The following is a 15,299-nucleotide window of genomic DNA, read 5'->3' as shown; positions in this document are numbered from 1 at the left end:
TCCCGGCTCCTGAGGGGTTGTCAGTGCAATTTCACATTACTACGTTACGCATCACATGACCCCAGCGGCAGTATCCAAGGGCCGCCCCAGTGCCACGAGTTGACCGACGCGGCAATCCCCCACTTCCCCTTCAGGAGCCAACGGTGTCCCAGCTACGCCCACGAACCCTGCGCAGATCCTTGCTCGCCGGCGTGACAGCGGCGACTCTCTGCCTCACGGCCGCCCCCCTCGCACAAGCCGCCGAGCCCGACCCTGCCTCCGACCCTGCCCCCGCTCCCTTAGCCGCAGTCGAACCCCGCGCCGCCGCCGCGAAGGCGCCCGCCGAGCCGAACCCCATGGACGTGGTCGACCGCAGGGCCCGCGCCCCCAAGCCGGGCACCTACAAGATCCCGGCCCCAGGCGGGCTCACCGCGGGTCGCATTCCGGGCGCTCGTACCCCCAAACCGAAGACCGGGGCAGAGGCACGAGAAGCGGCCGGAGCGCACGCCGTGCCCTGCACCTTCGACGGCGTCACCGGCCTGTCGCCCGAGCGGTTCGCGGACTTCCTCGGCGACCCGGCCGTCACCGCCGACGGCTGCCTGCGCACGCTCATCTGGACCTGGGACCAGCGGCTCGCCCCCGTCATGTCGGACGCCCATGTCCAGGCCGTCTCCGCACGCGTCACCCGGCTCGCCGACGCCCACGACGGCAAGAACGGCAGCAACCTCCTGGAGATGCTCACGTATCTCCACGCCGTCGCCTACCAGGACTTCTCGCACGACGAGATCGACGTCACCGACGGTCCGACCGTCGACGCCATGCGCCGGGCCGTCGACGCCTTCGGCAAGGCGCCGCGTACGTTCGACGTGACCCGGACCAACGCCGAGTCCCTGCGCGAGGCGCTGTACGCCGCCGGCGCGCCAGGGCTGCGGCAGCACCAACTCCCGCTCATCAAGCGCGTGCTGACCACGATGGACGCCGCCCACCCGGACACGGCCAAGGACGCCTCCTGGGCCGGGTCCGCGCTCGCCGCCCTCTCCCTCAGCTATCTCGGCGTCTACCCCGGCAACCAGGACACCGCCTTCCACGCAGCGGTCAAGGCCGACGCCTCCTACCGCGCCGCCTTCAAGGCCTTCGCCGGTCACACCCACCTGAAGGGCACGGCCAACACCTGGGTGGTGCGCGACGCGCTGAGCGAGTACGGCAGGTTCGGCCAGATAGCCGGGCTCCGGGACGAGATCGTCCCCGGCCTCGGCGGCCTCGTCGCCGTCACGGCCCGCAACTTCGGTGAGGGCAGCGCTCCTTGGGCCAAGGTCGCCACCTGGCTGAACGAGTTCGGCGCCTGCGCGCCGTACAACGTCTGCAAGGCCGACATCGAGCGCCGTATCTTCCCGAGCACCTACACGTACGACAAAGGCGGGATGAAGGTCCGCACCGCCCTCGACCGGAAGACCGTCGATCAGCTCTACTACGCCAGCAAGCAGGTCAAGGCGCAGTTCCACCGCGTCCTCGGCACCCAGGAACCGCTCGCCGGTGACCCCAACACCGCGCTCACCACGATCCTTTACGCCTCACGCGCCGACTACGAGAACTACCACCCGCTGCTCACCGGGATGGGCACGGACAACGGCGGCGTCTACATCGAGCGCGGCGCGACCTTCTACACCTACCAGCGGCGCGTCCCGCAGGATTCGACGCTGACGCTGGAGGAGCTCTTCCGCCACGAGTACACGCACTACCTCAACGGCCGCTGGGCGGTGCCCGGCTTCTTCGGCGAGGGCCCATGGTATGAGGGCGACCGGACCACCGCCATGGACGAGGGCACCGCCGAGTTCTTCGACGGCGCCACCCGCGACGACGGCATCAAGGTCCGAAAGTCCCTGGTGCAGGGCGTCATCGACGACACGGCGAACGGCGGTCCGCGGATGACCGTCGACCAGATCCTGCACGCCACGTACGAAGGAGACGGCTTCCGCTTCTATGACTACGCCGGCACGTTCTTCGAGTTCCTGTGGACCGAACGCCCCGCGCTGATCCAGGAGATGTACCGTCACCTGCGCGCCGACGACCCCGGCGCCTTCGACGCCTGGCGCGACCGGCTCGGCAAGGACGGCGGGCTCCAGAGCGCGTACGACTCCTTCCTCGACAAGCAGATCGCGCACGTCGACGACCTCTTCGTGCCCGACACCACGTACGTCCCGGTCGACCGGCTGCGTGACACCACCGCCACCCAGGTCCATGACTCCTTCAGGGCGGCCACGGGCGCCACGCCCCAGTGCCGCTCGAACGGCGCGACGGAGCGCCCGCGTTACATCTGCACGGGTCGGATCACGGCCCGCTTGAGCGCGGCCGACGACCCCGACGCCGTCTTCAGGGACATGTCGGAGACGGTGGACTACTTCCTGCTGGAGAGGGCCGCGGCGGGGCACAACAACCTGGCCGACATGAACTGCTCGTTCGGCGGGGTGGACATCTGGAGCGACGGCGGCGCGGGCAGCGCGGACTTCAGCTGCGAGGGACCGCTCCGGGGCTGACGCCGACCGGCTGAACCCCGCCCACCAGCCGCTCCGCCGCCGCGATGCCCGAGACGCGGGTCGCGCCGTGCGTGATCAGGTGCGCGGCGCCGAGCGGGTCGCCCGCCGGGACGCCCATCTCGACGACCAGGGCGTCGGGGCGGCTGCGCAGGAGGCGGGTCAGCGTGTCCGTCATCCAGCGGTGGCGTGCCGCGTCGCGGACCACGATCACCAGGGCGCGGCCCACCGCAGGGGCCAACGCCTCGCGGTCCAACAGGGCGCCGGGGCGGTCGAGTTCGGGCTCCGTCAGACGGACGGACGTCGTGCCGGGGCGCAGGTTCCGCAGGGGCTCGGCGACGCCCCAGGGCGTACGGCCGTCGACGGCGAGGTTCATCGTCGGGGACAGCTCCACGACGTGCGGTGACCCGACGAGGGGGAGAGCGGCCGTACTGGACCCGTGCCGCACGCGGACCGCGCGGCGGGCCGCCACCAGGCCGATGTCCGCGACCGGGCCGGTGTTCGAGGCCGGGCCGGTGTCGGCGACCGGGCCGGTGTCTGTGACGAGGCCTGTGTCTGTGACCAGGCCGGTGTTCGAGGCCAGGCCGGTGTCCGCCACCCGATCGGTGCCGTCCGCCGTCAGGCCGCCGGGCCGGCCGCTGCCGGAGCCCTGCGCGGCGCGCGCCACGGCCCGGGACCGCTCGCCCGACCAGGCCGCGAAGTCCCGCACGCGGCCGCTCGCCTGTGCCAGGCGCTCCTCGGGGAGCGTGCCGTCGAGGACGGCCTTCACCAGGGCCGTGGCGAGCAGGTCCACGGTCTCCTCGCCGGCGCTCTCACCGCCCACGCAGACCGCGTCGACGCCGCCCGCGACCGCCCTGACGGTGGCGCCGCCGATGCCGTAGCGGTCGGTGACGGCGCCCATCTCGATGCCGTCGGTGACCAGCAGACCGTCGAAGCCGAGCTCTCCGCGCAGCAGGTCCACCAGGATGCGGCGGCTGAGGGTCGCGGGCAGGTCCGGGTCGTACGCGGGAGCCAGCAGATGGGCGGTCATCACCGCGTGGACGCCCGCCTCCATCGCCGCGATGAACGGCGGCAACGCGGTGAGCGCGATCTCCTCGGCGGAGCCGTGGATCTGCGGCAGGCCGTAGTGCGAGTCGACGACCGTGTCGCCGTGGCCGGGGAAGTGCTTGGCGCAAGCGGCGACACCGGCGCTCTGGAGGCCGCGGATCCAGGCGGCCGTGTGGCGGGAGACCAGGTCGGTGCGGGAGCCGAAGGAGCGTACGCCGATCACGGGGTTGAGCGGGTTGGAGTTCACGTCGGCGCTGGGCGCGAAGTTGAGCGAGACGCCCGCGGCGTGCAGGTCGCGCCCGATGTCATGGGCCACGCGCTCGGTCAGGTCGATGTCGTCGACGGCGCCGAGGGCGAGGTTGCCCGGACGGGACGAGCCGGTCCACGCCTCCAGGCGGGTCACGTCGCCCGCCTCCTCGTCGATGGCCACGATCAGGTCGGGGTTCTCCGTGCGCAGCGACGCGGTGAGCCGCGCGACCTGGTCGGGGGTCTCGATGTTCCGCGAGAACAGCACGACGGAACCCAGGCCCTCGGAGACCTTGCGGCGCACCCAGTCGGGAGCCGTCGTGCCCTCGAAGCCGGGTTGCAGCACGGAGTGGGCCAGGTGCTCCAGAGCCGGGTCACTGCTCGATGCGCTCGATGCCATGGCGCGACCTCCGAAGGTGCGGATACGTGTGGGGTACGGGACGGGGCGGGACGGGATGTGCGGGGCGGGACGGGATGTGCGGGGCAGGACAGGACGTGCGGGGTGTCACTCATGGGACGTGGAGCGACGAGCGAGGCTCCTGCTAATTGGTCCAGGCCAATTGGATAGTGGATATTGGCTCGTATGGATCGGGACTGTCAAGGAGCCCGAACCGGCCGGGGCGGGCGAATTCTGCGTCCTGGCCTCGGAGTTGGGGAAACCTGGTGGCTTCCGCCGATCGCACCCGGTGAGGGAGTGGGCACAGGCCGCGCAGCGCGCGCTGTTCGGACGGGTAGGGGCCGATGCGGGCGGCGGGCCAGCCGACGGCGAGCAGTGCGGCGACCAGCCGCGCCGCGGAGAGCGGCTCGCGTCGGCTGGGCCGCACCCAGACGGCGCCCGAGCGCTCCGCCTGGCCGAGCACGGACTCCAGGCACGTGAACGTGTTGCCCGGCAGCGCGACCAGGCTCAACCGGTCGTCGGGCATCGGCTCCCCGCCCCGCTTCAGCAGACCCTCGCGCAGCATCGCGCACCAGCGGTCGACGAGCGGCGGGGGCAGCCCGGCCGTGCTCCACAGCGCCGCACGGAAGCCGTCGGCGTCCTGCGGGCCGAGGCCGCCGACCGTGACGGTGCCCCGATCGAACAACTCCGCTGCTCGGAGGAGCAGTTGACGGCGTCGGGTGAGCGGGGGCAGGGCGGCACGCGCGGTGTCCCACCACCGCCGGTCCGCGCGGGCGACGATCTCCGGGACCAGCGCGAGGCCGTACGCGGCGCCTCCCGTGCCCGGCAGCGCGGCGGTGTCCAGCGACGTCCGCCACTCGCCTCCGCGGAAAGCGGAGTACAGGTCGGCGAGGTCGGCGTACGCCAGGATGCCGGGGAGCGCCGCGCCCTCGTGTCCCGTCAACAGCCGTTCATACAGGGCCCGGTAGCTGCCGAGGTGGCTCGCCGCGCAGAGCGGGAGGCCTTGGCGGGGCGCCAGCAGCGCGGTGTGCAGGGCGACCGCCGCGCCGAGGCTGTGCCCGAACAGGCCGAGCCGGTCGGGGTCGACGAGCGGATGCGCCGCCGGTACGTCGAGCGCGCCCAGGGCGCCGCCGATGAGCGCGCCGAGCAGGGAGCGGCCGGTCAGCGCGAACGCGTGGGCCAGCAGGGTCCCTTCGTCCCGGCCGGCTCTGCGCTTCTCGTCGAGGCCGCCGCCGATGCCGTGGTCGAAGGAGAGCGTGACGAAGCCCGCCCGTGCCAGTCGTTCGGCGACGTTGCGGTCGGGGTGGTCCGGCGGTTCGTCGCCGGTGAGCTGGTCCAGGCGGGCGTTGCGGCCGCCGAGGACCAGGACGGCAGGGCCGCGCGTGACGCCGTGCGGTGCGAGGAGGGTGCCGCGGAAGGGGCCGCGTACGGGCGAGTCGAAGAGCAGTCCCTCACGGTGCAGGCCGCCGCCTACCAAGACGTCGGGAGCCTCATCACCCCTGTCAACGGGGCCGCGCAGTGGGCGAAGTGACGGCCCGTCAGGTCGCGGCCGGGTCGAGGTCGCGGAGGAACTCGATGACCGAGGCCGTGATCTCCTCCTTGCCGAGACCGGCGCCGGTGAGCGGCCCCCGGCCGTCCTCGAACTCGATGAGGGCGAGCAGGATGTGCTCGGTGCCGATGTAGTTGTGGCCTAGGCGGAGTGCTTCGCGGAAGGTCAGTTCGAGCACCTTGCGGGCCCCCGCGTCGTACGGCACGAGCTCGGGCACTTCGGTGACCGTCGCGGGCAGCGCGTCCAGGGCGGCCCGCCGCACGTCCTCCAGGGAGACGCCCTGCGCGGTGATCGCCTTGGCGGCGAGGGCCTCGGGCTCGCTCAGCAGGCCGAGGATCAGGTGCTCGGTGCGGATCTCGCCGTGCTGGGCCCCCTTGGCCTCGTTGTGCGCGGCCATCAGGGTGCTCTTGGCCCGGGGCGTGAAGCGGCTGAAGCCCTGGCTGGGGTCGAGGTCGTTCGTCTCGCCCGGCTTCTTGGGCACGAACCGCTTCTGGGCTGCCTGCCGGGTGACACCCATGCTCTTGCCGATGTCGGTCCAGGACGCGCCGGAGCGGCGCGCCTGGTCCACGAAGTGGCCGATGAGGTGGTCGGCGACGTCGCCGAGGTGGTCGGCGGCGATGACCGCGTCGGAGAGCTGGTCGAGGGCGTCGGTGTGGACCTTCTTGATGGCTTCGATGAGGTCGTCGAGGCGGACCGTGGGCGGCTGGGGAATGCTGTCGGATCGCGTCATGAGGCAACCTTAGGTTGACAGTTGGTCGGATGTCAACGCTTGGTTGACACCTGTCCTGGAGCGGGTCGCCGGACGGCGCTCCAGGGTTTTCCGCGGGACCATGGCCCTGTGATCCGACGGTCGCTGCCGCTACCCTCCGCGCATGATTCCCACGGTGGTCTGGGGCGCCGGCGATGTCGGCCGCGCGGCGATCCGTGCCGCCGAGGCCCACCCGGCGCTGACGCTCGCGGCCGTGCTCGTGCGCAGCCCGGCCGAGGTCGGCCGTGACGCCGGTGAACTGGCCTGCCGCACAAGCCGGTTGGGCATGGCCGCCATCGATGACCTCGACGCGGCCCTCGCCGCCCGGCCGCGGGCCGTCGTGTACGCGGCCTCCGGCGACCTGCGTCCCGAGGAGGCCCTCGGCGACGTCGTCAAGGCGGTCCGGTCAGGGGCCGTGGTCATCACGCCCGTGCTGTACCCGCTCTACGACCACCGGGGCGCGCCACCGGAGTTCAGGGCCCCGGTCCTCGCGGCGATCGAGGAGGGCGGCGGCGCGCTCTTCGCCTCGGGAGCTACGGCCGCCGGCGTAGGAAGTCACGGCATACCTAAAAGTAACTTCTGCCCGATCTCGCACCGTTCATGGTGAACGGTCCCACCCGTCGCCGGCGTGCCCACTCCATCGACCGCGCCCGCCCTGCCGGGAGACGATCGGCCCATGCTCCCCACCACCAAGGGCGCGGGCCACACCGAACCCCAGGCGGGCCTGCGCGGCCTGCTCGACCTGCTAGACCGGGGCGCGCCCGCCGAGGACTTCGCGCGCCCCGCGGCCCGCGCCCGCGAGGCCGGTGCCGCGGCCGAGGATCTCGCGGCGCTCGACGCGGCCACCGAGGTGGCGCTGCGCGTCCACCGCACCCTCGGCGCGCACCGCCGCCGCGAGGCCGAACTCGCCGCGCTGTTCGACACCGCGAGCGACCTGGCCGCCCTGCGCGACCCCGACGCGGTGCTGCGGGCCATCGTGCGCCGCGCCAAGCTGCTCCTGGGCACGGACGTCACGTACCTCTCGCTCAACGACGAGACGGTCGGTGACACGTATATGCGGGTGACCGACGGGAGCGTCGCCGCCGCCTTCCAGCAGCTGCGGCTCGGCATGGGCGAGGGTCTCGGCGGCCTCGTCGCCCAGACGGCCCGCCCCTACGTCACCGGCGACTACCAGCACGACCCCCGCTTCCACCACACCGGCGCCATCGACAGCGCGGTCCGCCAGGAAGGGCTGCGAGCCATCCTCGGTGTGCCGCTGCGCCTCGGCTCGCGCGTCATCGGTGTGCTGTACGCCGCCGACCGCGCCGCCCGCGAGTTCGCCACGGAGGAGATCGTGCTGCTCTCCTCCCTCGCCGACCACGCCGCCATCGCCATCGACGGGGCGCGCCTCCTGGAGGAGACCCGCGCCGCGCTCGCCGACCTCAACGCCGCCAGCGAGACCATCCGCGCCCACAGCCAGGCCATGCGCCGTGCCGAACAGGCCCACGACCAGCTCACCGACCTCGTCCTGCGCGGCGGCGGCGCGGGCGACGTGGCCGACGGCATCGCCGCACTCCTCGACGGCGGCGTCCTCATCCACGACGCGGACGGCGTCGAACTGGCCCGCACCGCGGCCGAGCCGCTGCCCCCGCCGGCCCAGGCGGTCGCCGCCTCCCGTGCCAGCGGACACGCGGTCCCACAGGACGGCACCTGGGTCTGCGCGGTCCTCGCCGGCCCGAGCTCCTCGGCAGCATCGCCCTGACCGGACGCGCCGGACTCGCCGACGCCGACCGGCGGCTGTTCGAGCGCGCGAGCGTCGTCACCGCGCTGCTCCTGCTGTTGCGCCGGTCCGTGGCCGAGACCGAGGACCGGATACGCGGCGAACTCCTGAACGACCTGCTGTCCACCACCGGCGACCCGGTCAGCCTGGCGAGCAGGGCCCATCGCCTCGGCGTCCGGCTCGGGGACGCGCACGCGGTGTTCGCCGCCCACAGCGAGCGCGCGCCCCGGCAGCGGCTCCTCGCCGCGGCGCACCGCGTCGCCCGCGCGCACAGCGGCCTGGCCGGGCTCCACCACGACGGCGTGGTACTCGTGACGCCCACCGGCGCCCCGGGCGAAGACGCGCGTACGCTCGCCGCCGAGCTGGGCCAGGCCGTGAGCGCCGCGGTCACGGTGGGCGCCGCCGGGCCCGCGAAGGGTCCCGCCGGGCTGCCGGGCGCGCACGCCGAGGCGTTGCGCTGCCTCTCCGCCCTGCGGGCCCTCGGCCACGCCGGTCATGGCGCCGCCCTCGCCGACCTCGGCTTCGTCGGAATGCTCATCGGCGAACAGGCCGACCTCGGCGGCTACGTCCGCGCCACGCTCGGGCCGCTCCTCGACTACGACGCCGAGCGCGGCACCGTGCTGGTCCACACCCTGGAGACGTACTTCGCGGAGGATCGCAGCCTTACGCGGGCCAAGGCCGCGTTGCATGTTCATGTGAACACGGTGGTGCAGCGGCTGGAGAGGGTCGGGCGTTTGCTGGGAGATGACTGGAACAGCCCTGCGCGGAGCCTGGAGGTGCAACTCGCGCTGCGGCTGCGCCGGTTGGCTTCGTCGGGGTGAGGGGGCGGTTGCGTGAGCGGTGGCTTTGGTGCGCGGTCGCGTCTGCCGGGTGTGTTTTGTTGGCGGTTGCGGGTTTGTTTGTGATTGCTCGCGCAGTTCCCCGCGCCCCTTGCGGGGCGGTGCATGGCGCCGCGCGGGACCTCCTACGAGAAGCTCCCGGCGGCCAGTTGTCACAAACCGGCCTGTTGGATCCGTCATACATGCGACCTACTCTGGTAGCCGCCTGAAGGGGAGTCGCATGAGCGGAAGCATCGAGCGCACCGGGGCACGCGGGCGACCGGGGCGAACCGGGCGGTCCGGCAGGGGCGAGCGCGTCGCGGACTGGGCGGACGGGCGGCTCGGCATCAACACCCTGGCCAAGAGTCAGATGCGCAAGATCTTTCCCGACCACTGGTCGTTCATGTTCGGTGAGATCTGCCTCTACAGCTTCCTGATCCTGATCCTCACCGGCACCTATCTGACCCTCTTCTTCGAACCGAGCATGGCCGAGGTCACCTACGACGGCCCCTACGTGCCGCTCAAGGGCCTCCAGGTGTCACGCGCGTTCGAGTCGACGCTGGAGATCAGCCTGGAGGTGCGCGGCGGCCTGCTGATCCGGCAGATCCACCACTGGGCGGCACTCGTCTTCATCGCGGGCATGTTCGTGCACATGATGCGGGTGTTCTTCACCGGCGCCTACCGCAAGCCGCGCGAGGTCAACTGGCTGTTCGGCTGGACCTTGTTGATGCTCGCCATCATCACCGGCCTGACCGGGTACTCGCTCCCCGACGACATGCTCTCCGGCACCGGCGTCCGCTTCGCGCACGGCGCGATCCTCTCGATCCCCGTGGTGGGCACGTACCTCGCGTTCTTCCTGTTCGGCGGCGAGTTTCCCGGCGAGGACATCGTGGCGCGGTTCTATCCGATCCACATCCTGCTGCTGCCGGGCATCATGCTCGGGCTGGTCGTGGCCCACCTGATCCTGGTCTTCTACCACAAGCACACCCAGTTCGCGGGGCCGGGGAAGACCGAGAAGAACGTGGTGGGGGCGCCGTTCCTGCCCGTCTACGTCGCCAAGGCGGGCGGCTTCTTCTTCCTCGTCTTCGGCGTGCTCGCGATCATGGGGGCGGTCGCCTCCATCAACCCGGTCTGGGCGATCGGCCCCTACCGCCCCGACATGGTCTCCACCGGCGCCCAGCCCGACTGGTACCTCGGCTTCTCCGAGGGTCTGATCCGGGTGATGCCCGCCTGGGAGGTCGACATCTGGGGGCACACGCTCGTCCTTGGTGTCTTCATCCCCTTCATGCTCTTCCCGCTGATCATGATGGCGATCGCGGTCTATCCGTTCATCGAGGCGTGGATCACGGGCGACAAGCGGGAGCACCACATCGCGGACCGGCCCCGCAACACACCCGTGCGCACCGGACTCGGCGTCGCCTGGCTGACGCTGTACTTCGTGCTGCTCATCGGCGGCGGCAACGACGTCGTGGCCACCCACCTGCACCTGTCCATCAACACCATCACGTGGTTCGTGCGGATCTCCTTCTTCGTGGCACCCGTCATCGCCTACCTCGTCACCCACCGGATCTGCCTCGGCCTCCAGCACAGGGACCGCGAGAAGGCACTGCACGGCCGGGAGACCGGCACCGTCAAACGCCTGCCGCACGGCGAGTACGTGGAGATCCACGAGCCCCTGCCCCAGGGCGAGCTGTACCGTCTGACCGCCCACGAACAGCCTCAGCCCTACGAGATCGGCCCCCTGGTCGACGCCAACGGCGTGGCCCGCAAGGTCCCCCGCTCCGAACGCCTGCGCTCCCGCCTCTCCCGCGCCATGTACGGACCCAAGGCGCAGGTGCCCAAGGCGACCCCGGAGGAGTACCTGGCGATCCAGCGGGGCGAAGGCGATCACCACTGAGGGGGCGACTCGGTTAGCCTCGCACGGTGATGGCATCCGAGAAGACTCCGAAGCTGCTGGCGATCAGCGACCTGCACGTCGCGTACGCGGATAACAGGAAGTACGTCGAGACCATCCGGCCGCAGACGGACGGGGACTGGCTGATAGTCGCGGGAGACGTCGCCGAGCGCATGGCCGACATCGAGTGGGCGCTGCGCATGCTCGCCGGGCGGTTCGCCAAGGTGGTGTGGTCGCCCGGCAACCACGAGCTGTGGACACCTGCGGACGATCCGGTCCAGCTGCGCGGCGAGGAGCGCTATCAGCACCTCGTCGCGCTCTGCCGCGACCTGGGGATCGCCACTCCCGAGGACCCCTACCCGGTGTGGCGCGGCGCGGGCGGCCCCGTCACCGTCGCCCCGCTGTTCCTCCTCTACGACTACAGCTTCCGCCCCGAGGGGACCCACACCAAGGAGGAGGCCCTCGCCGTCGCGCACGAGGCGGGCGTGGTCTGCACCGACGAGTACTTCCTGCACCCCGACCCCTACGCGACCCGCGACGACTGGTCCCGTGCCCGGGTCAAGCTCACCGAGGAGCGGCTCGCCGAGCGGCCCGCCGGCCTGCCCACCGTCCTCATCAACCACTGGCCGCTGCTGCGCGAACCCACCCGGGTCCTGCACTACCCCGAGTTCGCCCTGTGGTGCGGCACCGAGCTGAGCGCGGACTGGCACGTGAAGTACGACGCCACGGCCGTCGTCTACGGCCATCTGCACATCCCCCGCACCACCTGGCACGACGGCGTACGCCACGTGGAGGCATCGGTCGGCTACCCCCGCGAGTGGCGCAGGGACTTCCACCCCGACCCGCACCTGCGCCAGATCCTGCCGGTGCCGGACGCGGGCTGAGCGCGGGCCGGGCGGCTCTGTCACGGGCGGGCCGGCAGCGGTCTGCGCGCGAGGAGTTCCGCCAGGCCCTGCCGGGTGGCCGCCAGGACGACGCGGTCCTGCGGCCGCAGCACGTACTCCGGGTCAAGGTCCCACTCCAGGCCCGACTCCGCGCCGGACGAGCGCTCCAGCGCGACCACGCGCCACGCCCCGGGGCGGAACACCTCGGCGACGGCGCGACCGGTCAGCTGCGGCTGGAGCGAGACGTCGAGCGCCGCGAAGAGCAGCACCGAGCGCTCGACGGGCAGCGCGCCCAGGATCTGACGGCCCATCATCGCCCCGGCGAACGCGGGCGCGGCCAGCGTCGACACGCTGCGGCTGCGCGTCAGGGCGCCGGGGTGCGCGGCCCGCAGGGTGCGGTAGACGGCGGTGGCGAACGCGTCGTCGTACAGCCGCAGCGCCACCCGCAGATCGGGCTTGACCGACCGCGCGTACAGGGCCGCTTCGAGGTTGATCGTGTCCGCGCTGGTCACGGCGAGCAGGGCGTGCGCGCGCTGGATCTTGGCCGCCTCCAGGACGCCCTCCTCGGTGACATCGCCGATCACGGTGGGCACGCGCAGCCGCCGCGCCAGGGAGATGCCGCGCGCCTCGGGGTCCGCCTCCACGCACACCACTGGGATGTCCAGTTCCCGCAGCCGGGACAGGACCCGGGTGCCGACCTTGCCGAGGCCGAGCAGGACGACGTGGCCGGAGAGGCCGCGCGGCGGACGGCGCAGCGAGGACGCGGTGCGGAAGGTGCCGAGGGCCTCCAGGACGGCGGCGAACAGGATCGGCAGCAGCAGCAACCCGATGAGGCCGGCCAGGAGTTGGAGGATCTGGCGGCTCATCGGCCCTTCAGTGGCGGGATCGTTGATCGAGAAGAGGTCGAGGAGGGTCAGATACGTCGCGTGCAGCGGGGAGCCGCCCGCCGTCACGATCGAGGCGATCGCGAGCCCCAGGACAGCGGCGGCGAAGCCGGCCGCCGACCAGCGCAGCCGCCGCGAGAACAACTGGCGCAGCGGCACCCCGCGCCCCGCCAGGAACCCGGGCGCCGGCGCGGACCCGGAGTACGACACGGCCTCCAGGACCAGCGCGCCCCGGCCCGGCGCGGCGGCCACGGCGTCGTCGTCGGGCAGCAGCAGCGGGCCCGCTCCGCCACCCGACTCGTCCGAACCCTCCGCGCCCGCGGGGTCGTTGGCGGTGGCCGAGAGCAGCGCCAGCGTGGCGAGACCGCGCGGCGCCACGTCGCCCGGCTCGGGAGGCGTACGCTCCACGGCGCGCAGCAGCAGCCCGTCCGCGTGAACGACCTTGCTGGTGCCCGCGACGGCGGTGGCGGCGAGCGCCGGGGCGGCGGTGTCGGCGTCCGACAGGACGGTGACGGTGGCGTCGGTGGTGTCCAGGCCGGCCACGGCGGCGGCCTGGTCGAGCAGTTCCTCCAGGTGCTGCCCCAGCTTGCGGTTGTAGAGCCGGATCACCAGCCGCAGCCGGGGGTTGAGGCGCCGGGCGGCCAGGGCGGTGCGGATGTTGGTCTCGTCGTCGTCATGGACGAGCGCGAGGGCGCCGGCCTGCGGAACCCCCGCGTCGACGAGCGCGTCGTCACCAATTTCGGCGGCTTCGACCGTCAGCGGCACCTGTCCCTCGGCCTCGCCGCCTCCGTTGCCGTTCCCGGTGGTACGGGACACGGCGGCGGTGATCCGCCCGATCAGCGCGGTGGTCCGGGCCCGCCCCGCCGCTGAGTTCGACGGGGCCCGCTCCCCGCCGCCCGCGGGCGGTACGACGAGGACGACCTGCTCGCCGTAGACACCGCGGAGTTCGGCGGCGAGCCGGTGCGCCAGGGCCTCGTCACCGCCGCAGACGACCATGTGGCCGGTGGCGGGGAACGGCGGGCGCTGCGGAGGAAGCGGGGGAAGCGGGGGAAGCGGGGGAAGCGAAGATGCGTACGACACAGGGAGAAGAGTGCCTCAACGCGGCGGCCGGTTCCCCGCGTCGAGCCGTCCGGCGATGTCCACGAGCCCCGCGAGCCGCACCACACGCCCCGCCTCGCCCGCCCCCGGCAGCGGCACATGGAGGGGGCCGGTCCAGCGGGCGGGGATCGCACCGAGCCCGTACCGCGCGCCGGCCAGGGCGCCCGTGACCGCCGCGACGGTGTCGGTGTCGCCGCCCAGGTCGACGGCGACGCGCAACGCGTCCTCGAAGGACGCCGTCGTACGCAGCGCCCAGACCGCGGAGCCCAGGCACGGCCAGACGGCGCCGTTGAACTCGGTGGCGTCGTCGGGGTGCCAGGTGGGTGCGAGGACCACGGCGTAGCGCGCCCGGTGCTCGGGGTGGACGAGGGGCAGGACGCGCGGGAGCGCGGCGAGCGGATCGGCGCCGTCCAGGGCCAGGCGCATCAGCTCGTGGAAGACGGCGGTGCCCTCCCAGGCGGCCCGGTCGCCGTGGGTGAGGGCGGCGATGCGGCGTGCCGCGTCCATGGTGGCGGCCTGCCCCGCCGGGGCGAAGTACAGGGCCGAGGTGGTGGCGCGCATGAGCGAGCCGTTGCCCGCCGCACGGATGTTGACCTCGAAGTGGGCCCGTGCGGCCCGGTCCCACGGCACGCCGTTGGTGAGGACGTCCTCGGTCTGGAGCCCGATGTCCTTCGGTTCGTCCGCCGCCCACCGCCGGAAGCGCTCGAAGATGTCCGGCAGGTCGAGCCCGCCGCGTTCGAGCAGGGACGCGGCGACATGCAGGGCCATCTGCGTGTCGTCCGTCGCCTCTCCCGGGTCCCAGCCGCCGCCCCCGCACATCTCATCGTCGTGGCCGCCGACCGGGAAGCGCGCGGAGAACGCCCCTTCGGGGCCGAACTCGAAGGGGGCGCCCAAGGCGTCCCCGACCGCGGACCCGACGAGGGCCCCTGCCGCGCGCTGTCGACGGTTCATCGGGGGAGCATACTGAACGAGACCGGCACCGACGTCGTCATCAACCTCACGGCGGGCATGGGCGGCGACCTCGTCATCGACCCGGACGAGCCGCTCTGGGGCGCCCCCGCCGACCCGGGCGTCCTCCAGTCCATGGTCAACATGCTGCCGGAAGGAGCGCGGTGGGCGAGCTTCGCGCTCGGCCGCATGCAGATGCTGTGGGTCGCGCAGTCCATCCTGCTCGGCGGCCACGTCCGCGTCGGCCTGGAGGACAATCTCTACCTCGGCAAGGGCAACAAGGCGACGAACGCGCAGCTCGTCGAGCGCGCCGTGCAGATCACGGAAAGCCTTGGTTCGCGGGTGGCCACGCCGGATGAGGCCCGGCTGAAGCTGGGCCTCAAGCCCCGGACCTGACGCCTTCCGCATCCGCACCGAAAGGACCCCCAACATCATGGCCCCCACCACCGTGCCCCTCGCCACCACGCCCCCCCACACCCCCCGAACACGTCCGCCGCGTCGCCTGCGTCGGCGCGGG

General features: G+C 72.5%; 8 protein-coding genes and 3 pseudogenes. 6 read left to right on the top strand and 5 right to left on the bottom strand.

Annotated features, from left to right (window positions below):
* Positions 1-191: 191 nt before the first annotated feature.
* A complete protein-coding gene (locus ACOBQB_RS04245) occupies positions 192-2,513 on the top strand; it encodes a collagenase (RefSeq protein ID WP_423588889.1) in 2,322 nt (773 codons plus the stop codon).
* Here ACOBQB_RS04245 and ACOBQB_RS04240 read toward each other — a convergent pair.
* The 3 genes from ACOBQB_RS04240 to ACOBQB_RS04230 all read right to left on the bottom strand — a co-directional run bounded on the left by ACOBQB_RS04240 (position 2,485) and on the right by ACOBQB_RS04230 (position 6,479).
* A complete protein-coding gene (locus ACOBQB_RS04240) occupies positions 2,485-4,203 on the bottom strand; it encodes a glycoside hydrolase family 3 protein (protein WP_423588887.1) in 1,719 nt (572 codons plus the stop codon). The genes ACOBQB_RS04245 and ACOBQB_RS04240 overlap by 29 nt on opposite strands.
* A gap of 142 nt (positions 4,204-4,345) precedes the next feature.
* Positions 4,346-5,677 carry a dienelactone hydrolase family protein gene (locus tag ACOBQB_RS04235; protein WP_423588886.1) on the bottom strand — a complete coding sequence of 444 codons (1,332 nt, stop codon included), beginning with the start codon at positions 5,675-5,677 and terminating at the stop codon, positions 4,346-4,348.
* A gap of 61 nt (positions 5,678-5,738) precedes the next feature.
* Complete coding sequence (locus ACOBQB_RS04230; protein ID WP_423588884.1) at positions 5,739-6,479, bottom strand: Clp protease N-terminal domain-containing protein; 741 nt, start codon at positions 6,477-6,479, stop codon at positions 5,739-5,741.
* Positions 6,480-6,621: 142 nt separating this feature from the next.
* On the opposite strand from ACOBQB_RS04230, the pseudogene ACOBQB_RS04225 reads away from it, so the two are divergent.
* The 4 genes and pseudogenes from ACOBQB_RS04225 to ACOBQB_RS04210 all read left to right on the top strand — a co-directional run.
* Positions 6,622-7,065 (top strand): annotated as a pseudogene (locus tag ACOBQB_RS04225) (dihydrodipicolinate reductase); the annotation flags it as partial.
* 108 nt (positions 7,066-7,173) lie between these two features.
* Positions 7,174-9,077: pseudogene (locus tag ACOBQB_RS04220) on the top strand (helix-turn-helix domain-containing protein).
* 238 nt (positions 9,078-9,315) lie between these two features.
* A complete protein-coding gene (locus ACOBQB_RS04215; RefSeq protein ID WP_423588882.1) occupies positions 9,316-10,971 on the top strand; it encodes a cytochrome b in 1,656 nt (551 codons plus the stop codon).
* A 29-nt stretch (positions 10,972-11,000) separates the two neighbouring features.
* Entirely contained in the window at positions 11,001-11,852 is an 852-nt protein-coding gene (locus ACOBQB_RS04210) for a metallophosphoesterase family protein (protein ID WP_423590381.1), read from the top strand.
* 20 nt (positions 11,853-11,872) lie between these two features.
* On the opposite strand, the gene ACOBQB_RS04205 is transcribed toward ACOBQB_RS04210, so the two are convergent.
* Together ACOBQB_RS04205 and ACOBQB_RS04200 are read right to left on the bottom strand one after the other, a co-directional pair.
* A complete protein-coding gene (locus ACOBQB_RS04205; RefSeq protein WP_423590379.1) occupies positions 11,873-13,732 on the bottom strand; it encodes an NAD-binding protein in 1,860 nt (619 codons plus the stop codon).
* A 99-nt stretch (positions 13,733-13,831) separates the two neighbouring features.
* A pseudogene (locus ACOBQB_RS04200) lies at positions 13,832-14,701 on the bottom strand (ADP-ribosylglycohydrolase family protein); the annotation flags it as partial.
* Between ACOBQB_RS04200 and ACOBQB_RS04195 the strand changes: the two are divergent.
* Positions 14,591-15,178: a 3-keto-5-aminohexanoate cleavage protein gene (locus tag ACOBQB_RS04195; protein WP_423588880.1), complete on the top strand. Its 588-nt coding sequence runs from the start codon at positions 14,591-14,593 to the stop codon at positions 15,176-15,178. The pseudogene ACOBQB_RS04200 and the gene ACOBQB_RS04195 overlap by 111 nt on opposite strands.
* Positions 15,179-15,299 lie beyond the last annotated feature (121 nt).

Origin of the sequence: Streptomyces sp. G5(2025) (assembly GCF_049542075.1) — a bacterium.
In the GTDB taxonomy this organism is placed as follows: Bacteria; Actinomycetota; Actinomycetes; order Streptomycetales; family Streptomycetaceae; genus Streptomyces.
This window is presented reverse-complemented; position numbering and strand designations above follow the sequence as displayed.